Raw genomic sequence first — 17,398 nt, 5'->3', positions numbered from 1 at the left:
TCTTCCAGACAAGAGCGGCTCTCGCCGCTCTTTCTTTTTCTAGCTCCGACTCGTTTGCAGTCATCGCTTTGCTCGCTCTCCTGAAAAGTCCCGTCGACGGTTTGAAAAGCTAGCCATCGGCGAGTATCGGTGCGTCAGGCAGCAAGGAAGCTGCCTGCCGAGCGCCCCACGGATGGGCTTGCAGCGTCAGCGATAATTGCTGATGGCTGGCTTTGCCATCCATTGCAACAAGTACAACTAACTAGCAGGCTTTAACTCAAATTCGTGTGTCGTCGTCGAGCAACCAAAACGACGAAAACAAGACGCCGTGAACACTTCCTTGTGGGCTCTACTGCCGCTTCCCTGCGGCAGAAGCTTATGTTCGTCGCATTGGCTCCTCGCCTGATAAGCCCAGTGGACGGTTTGAAAAGCTAGCCATCGGCGAGTATCGGTGCGTCAGGCAGCAGGGAAACTGCCTGCCGAGCGCCCCAAGGATGGGCTTGCAGCGTCAGCGATAATTGCTGATGGCTGGCTTTGCCATCCATTGCAACAAGTACAACCAACTAGCAGCCTTTAACTCAAATTCGTCTGTCGTCGTCGAGCAACCAAAACGACGAAAACAAGACGCCGTGAATCCATCCATGGAGGCTCTGCTGCCGCGTCCTTGCGGCAGAAGCTTGTGTTCGTCGCTTTGCTCGCTCTCCTGAGAAGTCTCCTGGACGGTTTGAAAAGCTAGCCATCGGCGAGTATCGGTGCGTCAGGCAGCAGGGAAGCTGTCTACCGAGCGCTCCAAGGATGGGCTTGCAGCGTCAGCGATAATTGCTGATGGCTGGCTTTGCTGCTCTCTTCGCAAGATACAGCTACTTAGCCGTTTTTGATCTAGATTCGAGTGTAGTGGGAGAGCAACCAAGGCGACGAAAACAAGACGCCGTAAATCCATCCATGGAGGCTCTGCTGCCGCGTCCTTGCGGCAGAAGCTTGTGTTCGTCGCTTTGCTCGCTCTTTTGAAAAGTCCCGTGGACTGTTTGAAAAGCTAGCCATCGGCGAGTATCGGTGCGTCAGGCAGCAAGGATGCTGCCTGCCGAGCGCCCCAAGGATGGGCTTGCAGCGTCAGCGATAATTGTTGATGGCTGGCTTTACTAACTGATAACGGAGCTTTAAGGACGATCTAAAAACAAGAAACGGAGATGGAGAATTTGGGAACGAGTAGAGTGGTGCGTAGGAACAAGCAGAAAGCCGGCAGGCTGGGGAAACGGCCTGCCGGATTAACGAGCGGTGATTAACGCAAGAACGCTTCGTGTAGACCGCCGTCTACACTGATGATTTGACCTGTTGTTTTACTCAATTGGCCCGATACCAGCAGATAAGCTGCTTCAGCTTGGTCTGCAGGGGTAATTGGCTGCTTGGTCAGTGTCCGTTGGGCGTAAAACAGAGCAAGTTTTTCGCGCAACTCATCATCAGAGTCAGACTCACTGAACGCAACGTTGTACTTGCTCAACGAAGCAATAACTCGGTCGCGTGGGAACATGGTGCTGCCTTTAACAACAGTTGCCGGAGCCAGACCATTAACATTGATCAGTGGTGACAACTCGACGGCTAGCTCACGCACTAAGTGGTTGGCTGCTGACTTACTGGTGTCATAAGCCAAAGAACCTTTTTTGGCGACTGCGCCATTAACACTTGTAGTGAGAACCAAAGCGCCTGGCAAGCCTTGCTGTTGCCACACTTTATTGGCTTCAGTGCCAACGATGTAGCCACCTTTGACGTTGACGGCAAAGCTAATATCAAACATTTGATCGTCGCTCATGCCCGACTGACCTGGGGCGAGGAATACGCCTGCGGTGACAATCACTTTGTCGATGCCGCCATAGGCCAAGATCACTTGGTCGAACAGCGCTTTGACGGTATCGCGGTTGGTGATGTCAACTGGCTGAGCGATCGCTGGGCCGCAACCAGAAATACCAGAGCCAGCAACACCAATGCCCTGACCATAGATTTTAGTTAGTTCATCAGCAGTGGCTTGGGCTGCTTCGATACGCAGATCTGCACACACTACGTGAGCGCCTTCTTTGGCAACACGGAATGCGGTTTCTTTACCAATGCCATCGCCAGCACCAATGACCACGACAACGTCGCGCGCCAATGATTTTTCTTTTGGCATACGCTGCAGTTTGGCTTCTTCTAGCAACCAGTATTCGATATCGAATGCTTCTTGTTGCGGCAAAGCAGCGTATTCGTCGATGGCTTCGGCACCACGCATCACTTCCACGGCACAGTTGTAGAATTCAGCGGTAACCCGCGATTCACTCTTGTTTTTGCCCCAAGCAATCATACCAACGCCCGGAATCAAACAGATTGACGGCGATGATGCGCGCTGTGCAGGGGAATTGTCGTGCTTGCAGCTTTCGTAGTACTTGCTGTACTCAGTTTGATATTGCTTGATGCCATCGGCGAGCAATGCTTTCAACTCATCAATCGAGCCTGTTTGCGGATCCCATTCCACGTACAACGGCTTGATCTTGGTGCGCAAGAAGTGATCAGGACATGAAGTACCTAAATCGGCCAGACGTTTCGCGTCATGTGAGTTAACGAAGCGCAAAATGGTATCGTCGTGTTGGATGGTACCAATCAGCTTGCTCTCACCTGATACTAGGCCACGCAGGTAAGGGACGACGTCGACCAGCACTTTTTCGCGCGCCGCATCATCAAGACTGACATACTTCTGACCACCGAAGGTATCTTCACCTTTGTCGTGCTCTTCAATATAACGTGCCGCTTTTTCAATGATATCGAGGCTTAGCTCGTAGCATTCGCGGTTATCGTCAGCCCAGTTAATGACACCGTGACCAGCAAGAATGACGCCTTTGGCGTTCGGGTGTTGTTCACAGATTTCTTGAAGTTTCAGGCCAAGGTCAAAACCCGGACGCTGCCACTCAGTCCAAATCAACTCATCACCCCAAATCTTTTCAGTCAGGGCTTTTGAATTTTTACTGGCGGCAACCGCAATCACCGAGTTCGGGTGCATGTGGTCAACGTGCTTATAAGGAATAAAAGCGTGCAACGGGGTATCAATTGACGTTGCGCGTGGGTTGAGATTGAAGGTCGCATGTTTGTACATGGCAACCATGTCGTCTTCAATTTGGGTCTTCACACCGACTTCATCGGCGCTGTTATAAATGCCTTGCAGGGCAATCAGTTTACTCATGTAGAGTGACGAAAAGTTTTCCGCTTTTGAAGTGCGCAAATCGCCACCAGAGCCTTTTACCCAAAGGACTTCAACTTCTTGTCCGGTTAACGGATCAATTTCCATTGATTTCGCTGAGGTATTACCGCCACCAGTGTTGGTGATACGTTGGTCTGCACCCAAAATATTGGAACGATAAACCAACCCCTCAACTGGGCTGAGGCCACTGGCTTGTTGTTCACTCCAGGAATAGTTCACGTGTTTGAATTGTTCTTGTTTGTTTGGCATCGGAGGGCCAACTCCTAATTATTTAATGTCAATGATCTAGGTCAAATACAGTCACAATATTGCAAAATGACTCATCATGGTCAAGTTATAATAGTCAAAACCAATCACTGGCACGCAAAATTTCTATGATCTAGAGCAAATATTTGAAAATTCCCGCAAATAAATTCAGGTTTTTGAACGGTGGCGAGCTAATTTGACATCGGTCCAGGCTTGTTTAACCGATGCTGACAGATCGAATATCAGTATTGATTGGGGAGCCAAGAGAGGGGACACAAGTGAGGGGAAGGCACCAACAAAAACGCCTTCTCAATTGGCCAAAGGTTGACCGCTCAAGAAGGCGCTTTAGCGTCGGGCGTTATCGCCCCGCAGCGTTACGGATTGCTGATCAGCGAATCCTGACTCAAATCTGCAATTGATTTCGCACCGGTTAAGGTCATCGCAACGCGCATTTCTTTTTCGTATAAGTCGACCAAGTTAGCAACGCCACGCTGTCCATCCGCCGCCAGTGCATAAATGTACGAGCGGCCAATCATGGTGCAGTCGGCACCCATGGCAATCATACGCACCACATCGAGACCGTTACGGATCCCTGAATCAACCAATATCTTCAAGTCGCCTTTGACGGCATCGGCGATTGCCGGCAGCGCCTTGGTGGTGGACAGGGTGCCATCGAGTTGGCGGCCGCCGTGGTTGGATACAACAATGCCATCGGCACCAAAACGCACCGCGTCTTTGGCGTCATCGGCATCCAAAATGCCTTTGATGATCATTGGGCCATCCCAGAAATCGCGGATCCACTCCAGATCTTGCCAACAAATAGAAGGGTCAAAGTTGGCACCGAGCCAGCCAATGTAATCATCCAAACTGGTTGGGTGACCGCGATACGCAGAAATGTTACCCAAGTCGTGAGGCTTACCCAGCAAGCCAACATCGAGCGCCCACTGCGGGTGAGTCATGGCTTGAACGACACGACGAAGCGGTGCGTATGGGCCGCTCATGCCTGAGTGCATGTCACGATAGCGAGCGCCGGGAACTGGCATATCCACGGTGAAGACCAAGGTCGTAACGCCAGCTGCTTTCGCTCGCTCCAAGACATTTTTCATAAAACCACGGTCTTTAAGGACATACAGTTGGAACCACATCGGCCGTTCAATCGCTGGCGCGACTTCTTCAATTGGGCATAGTGATACCGTCGACATGGTAAAAGGCAGGCCGCGACTCTCGGCCGCTTTGGCTGCTTGCACTTCGCCGCGGCGTGCGTACATACCGGTGATCCCAACTGGCGCCAAGGTAATTGGCATGTTGAGCTGCTCGCCAAAGAGTTCAATACCCAAGGACAACTCTGACATGTTATTCAGCACTTTCTGCTTGAGCGCCACTTGCTGTAAATCGGCTGTGTTGTTTTTCAGCGTGGTTTCAGCATAAGAGCCGCCATCGACATAGTGGAATAAAAACGGCGGCAGTTTCGATTTTGCAGCTGCACGATAATCAGTAGACGCGGAGATAATCATCAGGGTAGGCCTTTATAGTTGTGATGGCGTCATAGTAAACCTTTCTTTTTTGTCTATATATAGAAATAATGAAATTGATTATTTCCTAAATAAAGGTAATTGATGTGCTGGCCGATGATTTGATTTTGTTTGCGCAAGTGGTGGAGTTTGGCAGTTTTAGCAAAGCAGCTGAGCACAATAACCTAACTAATTCAGTGGTCAGCAAGCGTATCTCGCGGCTTGAGCAACAGCTCAATGCGCAACTATTGCTGCGCACCACGCGCAAATTGTCGCTCACCGAAGCGGGCCGAAAACTGGCGATTGGCGCCAATAGTATTCGCCAAGCAACCACCGAAGCCATCGCCCAAGTTGCCAACGATAATGAGAAATTGACCGGTCATATCAAAATGTCGGTGCCGACCATTTCTGGCGACTTGTTATTGGCAGGGGCGGTGACGGAGTTTTGCAGCATGCACCCAGACTTATCGGTCGATATGTCGCTCGACAACCGTTTTGTTGATGCCGTCGAAGAAGGTTTTGACTTGGTGATCCGAACCGGTCAGTTAGAAGACTCCAGCCTGATCGCCCGCCACATTATCAATTCGCAATGGATTGTTTGTGCCTCGCCGCGGTATATCGCTGCGCATGGCCTGCCGGCGCAACCGAGCGACTTAGTGACCCACAATTGTTTCTCCTATGTTCGGCAGGCATCGGGGGGCAATAATTGGCAGTTTTTATCGGGGCAAGATAGTTACACGGTGAAGATCTCAGGTTCATTCTCCACCGATAATGCCACCGCACTGCGCAAGGCAGCGCTGAGTGGTCATGGTATTGTCTATGTGCCCAAGTGCTTAGTTTATGAAGATCTGCAGCGCGGCCAGTTGGTCGAGCTATTTGCCAATGAAGTTGCAAAAAGGTTAGGCGTGTATGCCATTCACCCGTTTGTTAAAAAAACACCGAACAAGATCCGCTTGCTGATTGAGCATATCCGCAACGCCTACCTCGAAAAAGCCCATTATTTTGATAACCGATCGTCGGAGCGACGGTCTTAACTAACTCTGCTGTTGGTCACGCTTTGAAGAAATATCATGGCTGATATTTTGATTGCCAATTGATTGTTATAGCTTTGTTATGATTTCATTTGATTTTATATTGTTGGTTTTTGGTCGTGTGATGGTTGGATCGACACTTAACGTGCAACTCTTGGTTAAACGTTTTCCCTTCCGACTAACCCATACGACAGCAAATGATGAGAGTAACAATGGCACAGATAACAAAAGCTGGCGCGCTGCTATGCCTGCTAACTGGATTGGTCGGCTGCGGCGACAAAAGTGAACCGCCAGTCGAAACGGCTTACCCAGTGGAGTGGGAAACAACCGACATCATCGGTTTAAACAAGCTACCGGCAAGAGCAACGTCGTACTCTTATCAATCTGTCGATCAGGCATTGAGCCTTGATCGAACCCAATCGCATTTTGTCGATTTATCAGGTAGCTGGCAATTTAACTACCACGCGGATAGCAACAATCTTAATGATGCTTTTACCGCAACCTCGTTTGACGCCAGTGCCTGGAAGCGTATTCCAGTACCGTCGAATGTTGAATTACATGGCTATGGCATTCCCATGTATGCCAATGTCTGGCTGCACTTTTACTCCACACCAACCACGGTCTTCCCTGATACCAGCCCGAAAGTCAGCAGTGCCAATCCGGTATCTGAATACATCAAAGAATTCGACTTGCCAGATGGCTGGGGCGAGCAACAGGTATTGCTCCACTTTGGTGGTGTGTCATCGGCATTTTATGTCTGGGTGAACGGCGTTCAGGTTGGCTATAGCCAGGGCAGTGCGTTACCCGCCGAGTTCGACATCAGCCAACAGATCAAACCGGGCAAAAACAAGATTGCTGTCCGAGTGATGCGCTGGAGTGATGGCAGTTACCTCGAAGGCCAGGATATGTGGAAAATGAGCGGCATCCATCGTGAGGTGCTGTTGCTTGCTAGGCCGAAAGTGCATGTATCCGATTACTTCGTCAAAACTCGCCTCAACAGCAACTATGATGCCGGTGAATTACAAGTGCGGCCATTTATTGGCAACTTAACTCACCAAGATATCGCTGGCTGGCAGCTCGAAGGTCATTTGTACGATCAGCAATCCCAGCCATCGCCATTGGCCTCCATTAGTATTCCCGCCGATAAGATCATGGTGCGCTACCCGCAGCGCGAGACGGTTCGTTTTGACTTAATTAAACTACCGATCAACAAGCCTAAATTATGGTCGGCTGAAACTCCTAACCTCTACACCTTGGTGTTGAATCTGGTTAATGCCGAGGGCAAAACCGTTGAAGCGCTGAGCACTCGAGTTGGTTTCCGAGAGTTCAAAACCAATAACGAAACCGGCGAAATACTGGTCAACGGTGTGCCTATCAAATTGATGGGGGTGAATCGTCATGATCACAGTGCGGTGAATGGCAAGGCCATGACCCGCGAAGAAATTGAGCAGGACATCCGCTCAATGAAGCAGTTCAACATTAACGCCATTCGTACCTCTCACTATCCCAATGACCCTTATGTCTACGACTTAGCTGATGAGTATGGCTTGTACGTAATGGACGAGGCCAATATTGAAAGCCACTTGTTTGGTGGCCAAATGTCCAATCAGATGCAGTGGGCGAATTCGATGCTCGATCGCGTCATGCGGATGGTTCATCGCGATAAAAATCATCCGTCGATCTTTTCTTGGTCGTTGGGTAACGAGTCCGGTACCGGCCCCGGTCATGCCGCAGCAGGGCAATGGGCAAAAGAGTTCGATGACACCCGCTTTGTGCATTATGAAGGGGCGCAAGGCTTGCCGACGCATCCTGAGTTCATCCCGCCGCGAGAGGAATGGCACGCTGAAATTTATAATGAGCCTGAACGCCAGCGGCCCATCGAAATCGCTAATCCTGATGATGCGCCATGGGTTGATTTGGTGAGTCGTTTTTACCCGACTTTGAAAAAGCTCAAAGACATTTCAGAGAGCCCAATTATCAAGCGGCCAATCATTATGTCCGAGTACGCCCATGCCATGGGTAATTCACTGGGGCATTTTGACGATTATTGGCAATTGATCCGCTCCAAGCCCAATCTCGGTGGCGGCTTTATCTGGGATTGGAAAGATCAGGGAATTGAACACACCACAGCCGATGGCCAAACCTTCCTCGCGTACGGCGGTGATTTTGGTGAAACGCCACACGATGGCGAGTTCTGCCAAAACGGTATTGTCGATTCCTACGGCAATCCAACACCAGAAACTTGGGAAGTGAAAAAGGTATTCCAGCCGCTGGTGTTTGCCGAAGAAGATTTATCGCAAGGCGTCATTCGCATTATTAATCGCCACCATTTTGCCAGTACTAACCAATACCGCTTTCAGTGGCAAATTAGCCGAGACAATGACGTCATCGACAGTGGTGAGTTTGACGCCGATATTGCGGCAGGATCGAGTCAGCTTGAGGAGCTGGCATGGCCGCCGATTTCAGGCGAAGCCGGCGCCCGTTATTGGTTGCGCGTTAGTGCCCATTTGAAGCAGGCAACACCATGGGCAGATGCCGGCCATGAAGTGGCCAAGCAACAGTTTGAGCTGGCTGTTGCTGCGCCGGCAATTCAACCTGAGCCGACACCTGTGGCGCTGACGGTGTCTGAAACAGAGCAAACGTTGAGCTTTGTTAGTGATGCCATGACGGCCGAATTTGACAAACAAACGGGTCGACTGGCATCGCTGAGTCAGGCAAACCAAGCCATCATTGTGCAACCAATGGCAATGAACTTCTGGCGCGCCCTCAATGGTAATGACCGCATGGGCTGGCGCCCTGATCAAGTTTCGGCCATCTGGAAAGACATGCCGGATAAACTCGCGGTGACCTCATTGAGTTGGAATCAGCTGAGTCCTAGCAGTGCTGAAGTCTTGGTGAGCAAGGCCTATGAGCAACAAGTATTTGTCTCCCATCGCTTCACGGTTCATGGCGATGGCACCGTGCAGGTCGAAATGTCGTTTGATGCCGATGAGCAGTTGCCTGAAATGCTTCGCATGGGGATGCAACTGGGCGTCAGCAAGACCCTTGATGGGATGCGTTTTTATGGCCTCGGCCCTTGGGAAAATTACAGCGATCGCCACACGGCAGCCGAGATGGCAATTTACAGCGGCCATTACAGCGACTTTCTCATGTCGTACATGGTGCCGCAGGAAAATGGCAACCGCACCAACGTTGACTGGCTGGAGCTGACGAACAGCAGCAAAACTGGCGTGCTGTTTGATGGCGAGAAACCGCTGAGCGTATCGGTGTGGCCGTGGTCGCAGCAACAACTCAATGCTGCCCGTCATCCCCATGAGTTAGTGGAAGACGATTACCTGACCGTCAATATCGATCTCAAGCAAGCGGGGCTGGGGGGTACCACTTCGTGGCGTGCCGATGCCGCCCCAGAGCAGCCTTATAAAGTGTTGCCGGGTAAGCATGAGTATCGCTTTGCGATTCGGCCGGTGCGCTAGCCGGTTGTCGTTCACACCATTCAATAACCGAACCGGGGTAGGCCAAGCCTGCCGCTGGTTTGCGTTATGTGTAGTTAGCTCAGGCGCAGAAGTTGTTTGAGTACTGTTGTTGGAACTGATTAGTCGATTTATATGAATGCAATCAACCAAGTAAGAATTAAAACGCGCATCATCATTTTGGTGTTGATCCCACTGATAGCGACCTTGTTTTTTGCGCTAGAGCGCTATCAGCGCGCGAATGAAAAGGTCGCCAGTGCTGAGCAACTGACCATATTGCATGATTATATTTCGCTGGCAACGCCGTTGATCTCGGCAATCCAGCAAGAGCACATGTACACCAAGATGTATGTCGGCTCAAAACTCGATTTTAAACGGCAGATGCAAAACAGCCGCATTGCCGTTGATAAAGCGTTACATGCGTTCAACGCCTATGTCTTGAATACCGAGAAATTCAACGCTTTTCCAACCCTGTTAACGAATGTCATCGATATCAAATCATCGATCAAAATATTGCCGTCCATTCGTCGCAAGGCTGATCAGCGGATCCGCAATTTCCCTAATCCGCAGAAACCTTCAGAAAAGATTTACACCATTAATGTCGTGCGCACCATCGGCTTTGATTTGCTGGCGAGTACCCATGAAGTGGTGTTACTTGCTGGCGGCGATCGGCGCTTATCGCAATTGGCCAATGCCTATGAAAACTTAATGCATGCCAAGCACTATGCGTTAATTCTCAATGCCGTGTCTTATGAAGCGGTGTACCAGCCGATGACGGTCAATGGCTTTGCCATTATCAGCAAGTTAATTCTGGCTGAGGAAATGTATACCGACGCATTTATGGGCTTTGCGCTTGAGCAAACCATCGACACCTACAAGCGCCAATTGGGCGATCAGTATTTCTACCAGCAAGCACGAGCCCTCTACAAAGACCTGGTCAAAAATGGCCACAGTAAGGTGGGTGAAAAATTACCGGTCGGCGAATCACATTGGCTGCAAACCGGCCAAGCGATTAACCACGGTTATGAAAAAATTGCCTTGGAAGTACTAGCTGAATTGGGGCGTTCGAAGAACGAAATTCTTGAACAAGCGCAGAATGAATCCTTCAACACCGTGGTTTCCATTGTCGTATTGCTATTGGTGTTGCTGGCAGTGAGTTCGAAAATTATCGCCAGTATTAACAAGCCACTGGACCAGTTAGTTGAAGTACTCAGCTCACTGGCGAGCACCAAAGACATGCGTTTGCGCAGCGATTTAAAGGGCAAAAACGAATTAACCGTGGTTGGCAGCGCCGTCAATTCCCTTATCGAAAGCTTTGAGCAAACCCTGTCAGCAGTGCGCAATAAAATCGTGTCAATGGACGGCACCACCATGAATGTGTCATCAGCGATGCAGGATTCAATGAAGCTGATTGATAGCCAAAAAGAAGCGACCAACACCATTTCGGTGGCGATTAACGAAATGACCTCAACCATCTATGAGGTCTCGAAAATGTCCCTTGCCACCTCTGACACAGTAAAAAAAGCTCATGATCTGTCGATCAGCAGTGAGCATGATGCCACTCAGTCGAAACAAGCCATGGATCAGTTGTTTGCCGAGCTTGGTGACACCAGCCAGATTGTTGCCAATCTCAATCAGGAAGCGAATCAGATCAGCAATATTTTGCAGGTGATTAAAGGCATTTCCGAGCAAACCAACCTGCTGGCCTTGAACGCGGCAATTGAAGCCGCCAGAGCCGGCGAGAAAGGCCGCGGATTCGCCGTGGTTGCCGATGAAGTGCGAGAGCTTTCGCAGCGCACCCAAGAATCAACCGAACAAATCCAACAGCAAATTGAAGCCTTGATTAGTGGTGCAGCAGCAGCGTCTGAGCGGATGGTTGAACTGCAGCAAAATGGTAATGATGCGGTGCAAGTGGTTGAAAAGAGCACCGAGGCTTTTGTCACTATTAAGAGTCAGCTCAGCCAAATTACTGATATGGCCGATCAAATTGCCGTCGCGGCGCAGCAGCAAACCAATGTGGCAGATGAAATTAATCAGCGCATTCACAGCATTAAAGACGATTCCAAAGGCATGTATGAGCAGGGGGCTAACACCTTAGGCTCCACGCGTACCTTGCTGGAAAGCGGCAAAGAGCTGCGCAGCAACATTGAAGAATTTAATTTTTAAAATAGTCCATTACCAACATAGCTAACCAAGGGAGGCAATTCAGTGCGAGTCGCCAACATCAAACGGCAGGTAAGCCGTCTATCGAGTTTATTGGTCACGACTTTGCTGACCAGTTATGCCATTGCCACAACCCAGCCGCCTAACGTGGTGCTGATTGTAGTGGATGATTTGGGCTGGGCCGATGTTGGCTACAACGATCACACGGGCGTTTTTCAAACTCCGAATATTGATGCCTTAGCCGCCAAGGGCATTGCCTTTACCGATGCTTATGCAGGGGCGGCCAACTGTGCGCCGAGTCGGGCGGTGTTGATGAGTGGTCAATATTCGCCTCGCCATGGTGTGTATACCGTGTCGCCGTCGGCGCGGGGCAATGACAAAACCCGCAAGCTGATCCCCGAGCCGAACACCGATATTCTTGCTGATGAGATTGTCACGCTAGCTGAAACCTTTAAGTCAGCAGGCTACACCACCGGCTCATTTGGTAAATGGCACTTGGGTGAAGATGCCAAAACACAGGGGTTTGACCACAACGTGGCAGGCCACTTAAAGGGCCATCCAAAGTCCTATTTCAGCCCATACGATCTGCCGTTTCTGGAAAATGGCCCAGAAGGCGAGTATCTACCCAACCGCATTACGTCCGAGTTGCTATCGTGGATTGGCAAGGTCAAGAGCCAGCCATTTTTTGCTTACGTGCCTTACTACACGGTGCACACGCCGTTGCAGGCAATCGACTCCGTGAAGCAAAAGTATTTGAGTCACCCGCGAGTTCGCAACGAGCGCCACGCAACTTACGCCGCCATGGTTGAGCTGATGGACATTAATATCGGCCGCATCGTGCGTCACCTCGATCAGCAAGCCTTATTGCAAAACACCTTAGTGATCTTTACGTCCGACAACGGTGGTATTCGATCGATTGCTTATCAGGATCCGCTTCGCGGTGGTAAAGGTGGCTATTACGAAGGCGGCACGCGGGTACCTCTTGTGGTGTCATGGCCGAAACAAGTGATGCCGCGCATCGATAATACGCCAGTAATCAATGCCGACTTTTATCCGACGCTTGCCAACCTCATCGGGGCTGATGTCAGCAACCAAGTGCTCGATGGCGTTGATTTATCGGGCTTATGGTTTGAGCAACAAGCCATCGCTGAGCGCAACCTGTATTGGCATTTCCCCATTTACTTACAGGCATACAACCCCAAAGCCGACCAAAGCAAAGATCCATTGTTCCGGACGCGCCCCGGCTCCACCATGCGACAGGGCAAATGGAAGCTACATCATTACTTTGAAGATGACAGCTACGAGCTGTATGACCTTGAAAACGACCTCGGTGAGCACGTTAATTTGGCCGGCCATTTACCGGATGTGGTAACACGGCTTAAAGCCGAATTGCAGCAGTGGCGCGAGGCCGTTGATGCGCCGGTGCCGACCCAGCTCAATCCTAAATATGATGCCGAGTTTACCGCCAAACTAACGGCGCAAAAACTGCTTAAACCGAGCCGCAAATAAGCGCATTTTGCCAGCTAACTCCCGGAGAATTTGACCGTGTTAAATAATGTTCAACAAAGCCTTGTCGCCAGCTTGGTTTCCGCCGCATGTCTGATCGGCCTCAGTGGTTGTGCAACGCAGCAAGGTGCTGACCAGCCAACTGCACAGGCAACCAGCAACAAACCCAATGTGATTTACATTATTGTCGATGACATGGGGATCGGAGACATCGAACCATACGGTCAGGAAAAGATTCGCACGCCCAATTTGCAGCAACTGGCGGATGAAGGGCTGACCTTTACTCAGCATTACGCAGGCAATACGGTTTGCGCCCCTTCGCGCGCCTCACTGATGACCGGGTTACATTCAGGTCATAGCCAAATTCGCGGTAATTATGAGTTGGGCGACTTTACCGATGAGGGCGAGTTTGGCCAGCTGCCATTAAAGCCGGGCACCACTACGCTAGCAACGGTCATGAAACAAGCCGGTTATCACACCGCGTTGATTGGCAAGTGGGGACTTGGCGGGCCGGGTTCTTATGGTATGCCGACCAAGCAAGGCTTTGACTACTTCTTTGGCTACATGGACCAAAAGCAAGCCCACAACCATTACCCAACGCACCTGTGGCGCAACGAAGAGTGGTTTGCACTCGATAACGAATGGCTCGACGTTCATCAGGCGTTGCCCGCGGGCGTTGATCCGCATGATCCGAAAAGCTACCAAGCCTACTTGCGAGAAGATTTTGCTCAGGAGCGCTTAACCCAAGATGCGCTGCGCTATGTCAAAGAGCATAAAGACCAACCGTTCTTTTTGTATTTGGCTTACGCTGCGCCGCACGCTGCACTGCAAGCGCCCGAAGATGAAATCGATCAGTATGAGTTTGAAGAAACACCGTATGGTGTGGACTCAAAATACCTGCCGCAACGGCGACCTCGGGCGGCTCGAGCTGCCATGATCACCCATATCGATAAAGGTATTGGCCAGTTGACGGCGTTACTGAAAGAACTCGATCTGGATGACAACACGCTAATCATCTTCACCAGTGACAATGGCCCAAGCCCAGAGGGTGGGGCCGATCTGGAGTTCTTCGACAGTAACGGCCAATTCAGAGGCGTTAAACGCGATTTGTATGAAGGCGGTATTCGTATGCCGACCATTGCCCGCTGGCCCGGAAAAGTCGCTCAAGGGCAACGCACCGATCATGTCTCTGCGTTTTGGGATGTGTTGCCAACTCTGGCCGATTTGGCCAACGTCGAACTAAGCGCAAAAACCAGCGGCATCTCGTTTTTGCCAACCCTGATGGGGCAAGGCGAGCAACCGCAGCACCAAAGCCTTTACTGGGAGTTTCATCGCCCCAATGGTTTTCACTCGCAAGCGGTGCGGATCAAAGACGAGCAGCATGGTGATTGGAAAGCCGTGCGGTTCTATCCGAAGAACAGCGACAAGGTGACAGCGATTGAACTGTACAACTTGAAAGATGATCCGTCTGAAAGCAACAACGTGGCCAGTCAATATCCGAAAATTGTTAAACAAGCGGCTCGGTTGATGGACCAGTCGCGCACGCGGTCATTTATGGACGAATGGAACTTCGATTTTCGCGGCAACAAAGTAAGTAGCAAAGGAACTAACAACAAATAGCGCCCAGAGCCGCAATGCGTGGTGCGCTAGTGCATTGATCTTGTTTGATTTTTAAAGCTGTGTGTACAGTATTTTCTAGGGATGGATATGAGAGTAATCATTTTATTTTTGACATTGTTGGCTAGTGTAAATGCCTATTCGCAATCGGATTTGACGTTTTCACAGGCCTACCAAAAATTCAATCAAGCCTATCAAGCGAACAATCTTTCTGAGCGCATCAAGTACGGAAAGATTGCTTATGAGCTAGGCATTGAAAAATATGGGGAAAAAGCGAAAACCAGCTATGTCTTGGCGCTCAATTGGGCGGTGTCTTTAGTTGAGGAAAACAATCGCAAAAGTGCCCGTAAACGAGTCGAGTTGTTTCAGTATGTCATTGAAGGCTATAAAACAATTTATGGCCAAGACAGCGAAAAGCTCATTGAACCTTATATTTACTATAAACAAGCCATCGTTGCGGCACGGCCCAAAGAGAAGCGCCAATACTTGCAGTCGGTGATCAGTGGCCTTGAAGTCATCAATAAAAAAGTTGAGCAGGGCTCTTTGACTCAGGCCTACATAGCGCAGGTGATAGCCGATACCTATGGCAAGATTGGCGATGCGCAAACGGCGGGTGAGTGGTATCAGTCAAGCTACGATATTTATAAGGAACAATTACCAGAAAATGACTATCGGCTTGGCATTGCCGCATTCAACATGGGCAAGTCATCGTTACGACAGCGCAGTTTCTATGAGGCCAAACAATATTTCGAGCAAGCGTTACTCGGTTTTATATCGGAGGATGGTCGCAATCATAAATATGAGCTCAGTACTCGGGCGTTTTTAGTGTCTACCTTAGAAAAAATGGGCGACTCTGATGAGGCCACTGAGCACGTTGTTGCGCTAGGAAAAATTACACCTTGGAAGCCAAACCAACGGCATCAACCTTTATACCGAGTCCAGCCGAGGTATCCGCGCAAGGCACTCGATAAGGGGATCGATGGTTGGGTGGCATTGAGCTTTACAATTTCTCCAACCGGCAATGTCGAGGATATTGACGTAGTTGAGAGCAGCAATCGACTGTTCGAGAAGCCATCGAAAGACGCGTTAGCAAAATGGCGTTATGCACCTAAGTTTGTTGATGGCAAAGCGGTTAAATCTGAAAAGCTTAATGTTCGATTAGACTTCAAAAGGCACAATTGACGAATAAAAATACCCGATGGTAGCTATTACCATCGGGTTTAATAATCAGATTTTCAGTGCTGCGTCTGCTTTTTTTGGTTGTCGATGGGTGCAAGAAACAAATAAAGCACCCACGCAAACCAAAACAAAAAGGCAGTGACAAGCACCCAAGCAATTTTTTCGACGCCTTCTGTTCTATCTGATTTGGCAATCCTCACTATTGGGTAAAGCCAAATACAGAACACAAGAATGCCTAAACAAACAATAAATAAAAATTCCATTTTATCTCTCTCCTTATTAGTGATCTTGGGAAGTTAATGTTAGTTGCTGTGAGGATGACGCGGCCAACACAGGCCTCGCGAAAGCGAGCCCCAGACCGCGTCTTTTTGCGTGCGATTGTGCTTGGCCTTGTTATGCATTTTTCTCTAGGAACCTAGCCATTTGTGCAGAAATTGGATGGGAGAGATTAAATTCACCAAATTTTTCTTTTAGTTTTGGCCAGTGTTTTCTGAGATTTCCTCTGTTTCTGGAGAATGGGTGAATCCAGATCCAATCTAGGGTATATCCACCAGACTGCTCCAAGAAGCCTGCACCGCCGATTACCCTGTTTGGGTAATGGTCGATTTCTTTTACTAAGTCCATCGCCTTTTCAAAAAACAATACACCAGTAAATTTTTGATGATGGCAGCTACTTTCATATTGCAGGTGATCATATTTGCACTCTCTACGAAAATACGTAGCCATAAGCTCTAGAGAATCTCGACACGATTTAGAACTTTCAGGATCAACATAAGAGAGGCTTTTATAGCCACCTAGATCTTCATGAATTGGTAGAGTTATTTCGTACTTCATATCTTGGCTCAAGATGCATAACGCCTTGCCCTCCGCAGTATGTGTCAGGTGCAGCAATTTGTTAAGTGCATGATTCGACACTGGCGGTGTGTTTTGCAAGCTCCCACACACCGGTTGGAGAAACATCTGCTGCTTTCATTTTTCCAGTGCGGCGCAATTGATTAGCAGCCCAGCGCATATCGTACTGCCACTTATAAAACAGATCTCCGGATGTCCTAAGCTCTGATTCGTGATACTCCCAAATATATTTGGCAACGTCTACTAGCCGAGCTCCCCCACCGTAGTGTTTTAGAGCAGCCTCTACCCAATCAGGTAAATCTTCTTTACTGGCCATATTTTTCCTTGTAGTACTCAAAAGTGTTATTTCTGCAAGTGCGGATTTCGCGGTTCAATCAGTGATTGATTTATTCCTGACTTTTCCATCAAGAACAAGGGGGGAAAGGAATGCCGGAGCGCAGCTTTCGAACCAGTCCTTGGTGTGGAAAGTGAGAATGACGATTTATCTGGATGTATTTAAACACACCGTTCTCTAAAAATCGTGCGTCAAATCATAAAGATAAAAATAAATTCGCACTTAAAAATCTACGTTTCCAATTCAGTGCCGGTTTGTCCCAATAAGGCCTGACCGATACAGACTTT

The 17,398-nt window shown here is 49.5% G+C and carries 12 protein-coding genes; 6 read left to right on the top strand and 6 right to left on the bottom strand.

Going from position 1 to position 17,398, the window contains the following annotated elements; genetic code table 11:
* Window positions 1-410: 410 nt before the first annotated feature.
* From IC617_RS18940 to lldD, 3 genes are all read right to left on the bottom strand, one after another.
* The gene (locus tag IC617_RS18940; RefSeq protein ID WP_255522911.1) at window positions 411-542 is read right to left on the bottom strand and encodes a hypothetical protein; all 132 of its coding nucleotides are present in this window, start codon (window positions 540-542) and stop codon (window positions 411-413) included.
* 716 nt (window positions 543-1,258) lie between these two features.
* Window positions 1,259-3,451, bottom strand: coding sequence for a bifunctional rhamnulose-1-phosphate aldolase/short-chain dehydrogenase (locus IC617_RS04355; protein ID WP_191143761.1), 2,193 nt, complete (start codon window positions 3,449-3,451; stop codon window positions 1,259-1,261).
* 371 nt (window positions 3,452-3,822) lie between these two features.
* On the bottom strand, window positions 3,823-4,962 hold the full coding sequence (gene lldD, locus IC617_RS04350; RefSeq protein ID WP_191143760.1) for an FMN-dependent L-lactate dehydrogenase LldD: 1,140 nt from the start codon (window positions 4,960-4,962) through the stop codon (window positions 3,823-3,825).
* Window positions 4,963-5,066: 104 nt separating this feature from the next.
* On the opposite strand from lldD, the gene IC617_RS04345 reads away from it, so the two are divergent.
* From IC617_RS04345 to IC617_RS04320, 6 genes are all read left to right on the top strand, one after another.
* The gene (locus IC617_RS04345; protein ID WP_191143759.1) at window positions 5,067-5,993 is read left to right on the top strand and encodes a LysR family transcriptional regulator; all 927 of its coding nucleotides are present in this window, start codon (window positions 5,067-5,069) and stop codon (window positions 5,991-5,993) included.
* Between the two features lie 209 nt (window positions 5,994-6,202).
* Complete coding sequence (locus IC617_RS04340) at window positions 6,203-9,463, top strand: glycoside hydrolase family 2 TIM barrel-domain containing protein (protein ID WP_191143758.1); 3,261 nt, start codon at window positions 6,203-6,205, stop codon at window positions 9,461-9,463.
* Window positions 9,464-9,595: 132 nt separating this feature from the next.
* Window positions 9,596-11,626 (top strand): methyl-accepting chemotaxis protein, encoded by a 2,031-nt coding sequence (locus IC617_RS04335; protein ID WP_191143757.1) that lies wholly within the window; start codon window positions 9,596-9,598, stop codon window positions 11,624-11,626.
* A 42-nt stretch (window positions 11,627-11,668) separates the two neighbouring features.
* Entirely contained in the window at window positions 11,669-13,132 is a 1,464-nt protein-coding gene (locus IC617_RS04330; RefSeq protein ID WP_369410358.1) for a sulfatase, read from the top strand.
* 36 nt (window positions 13,133-13,168) lie between these two features.
* Window positions 13,169-14,749: an arylsulfatase gene (locus tag IC617_RS04325; protein ID WP_369410357.1), complete on the top strand. Its 1,581-nt coding sequence runs from the start codon at window positions 13,169-13,171 to the stop codon at window positions 14,747-14,749.
* 87 nt (window positions 14,750-14,836) lie between these two features.
* Entirely contained in the window at window positions 14,837-15,928 is a 1,092-nt protein-coding gene (locus IC617_RS04320; protein ID WP_191143755.1) for a TonB family protein, read from the top strand.
* Window positions 15,929-15,981: 53 nt separating this feature from the next.
* Here the strand turns inward: IC617_RS04320 and IC617_RS04315 are convergent, their stop codons facing one another.
* The 3 genes from IC617_RS04315 to IC617_RS04305 form a co-directional block, all read right to left on the bottom strand.
* Complete coding sequence (locus IC617_RS04315) at window positions 15,982-16,188, bottom strand: PLDc N-terminal domain-containing protein (RefSeq protein WP_191143754.1); 207 nt, start codon at window positions 16,186-16,188, stop codon at window positions 15,982-15,984.
* A gap of 130 nt (window positions 16,189-16,318) precedes the next feature.
* Window positions 16,319-16,771, bottom strand: a complete 453-nt coding sequence (locus IC617_RS04310; RefSeq protein WP_191143753.1) for a hypothetical protein — start codon at window positions 16,769-16,771, stop codon at window positions 16,319-16,321.
* Between the two features lie 49 nt (window positions 16,772-16,820).
* Window positions 16,821-17,093, bottom strand: coding sequence for a hypothetical protein (locus IC617_RS04305; RefSeq protein ID WP_191143752.1), 273 nt, complete (start codon window positions 17,091-17,093; stop codon window positions 16,821-16,823).
* Window positions 17,094-17,398: the final 305 nt, after the last annotated feature.

Origin of the sequence: Neiella litorisoli (assembly GCF_014773395.1) — a bacterium.
Lineage (GTDB): Bacteria > Pseudomonadota > Gammaproteobacteria > Enterobacterales > Neiellaceae > Neiella > Neiella litorisoli.
The sequence above is the reverse complement of the archived record's forward strand: the minus strand, read 5'-3'. Positions and strand labels throughout refer to the sequence as shown.

What these genes read in the sequence shown, in the direction of transcription:
- IC617_RS04305 (WP_191143752.1), bottom strand. Translation starts at nt 17,093, where the DNA reads ATGGCCAGTAAAGAAGATTTACCTGATTGGGTAGAGGCTGCTCTAAAA.
- IC617_RS04335 (WP_191143757.1), top strand. Translation starts at nt 9,596, where the DNA reads ATGAATGCAATCAACCAAGTAAGAATTAAAACGCGCATCATCATTTTG.
- IC617_RS04340 (WP_191143758.1), top strand. Translation starts at nt 6,203, where the DNA reads ATGGCACAGATAACAAAAGCTGGCGCGCTGCTATGCCTGCTAACTGGA.
- lldD (WP_191143760.1), bottom strand. Translation starts at nt 4,962, where the DNA reads ATGATTATCTCCGCGTCTACTGATTATCGTGCAGCTGCAAAATCGAAA.
- IC617_RS04355 (WP_191143761.1), bottom strand. Translation starts at nt 3,451, where the DNA reads ATGCCAAACAAACAAGAACAATTCAAACACGTGAACTATTCCTGGAGT.
- IC617_RS04315 (WP_191143754.1), bottom strand. Translation starts at nt 16,188, where the DNA reads ATGGAATTTTTATTTATTGTTTGTTTAGGCATTCTTGTGTTCTGTATT.
- IC617_RS04320 (WP_191143755.1), top strand. Translation starts at nt 14,837, where the DNA reads ATGAGAGTAATCATTTTATTTTTGACATTGTTGGCTAGTGTAAATGCC.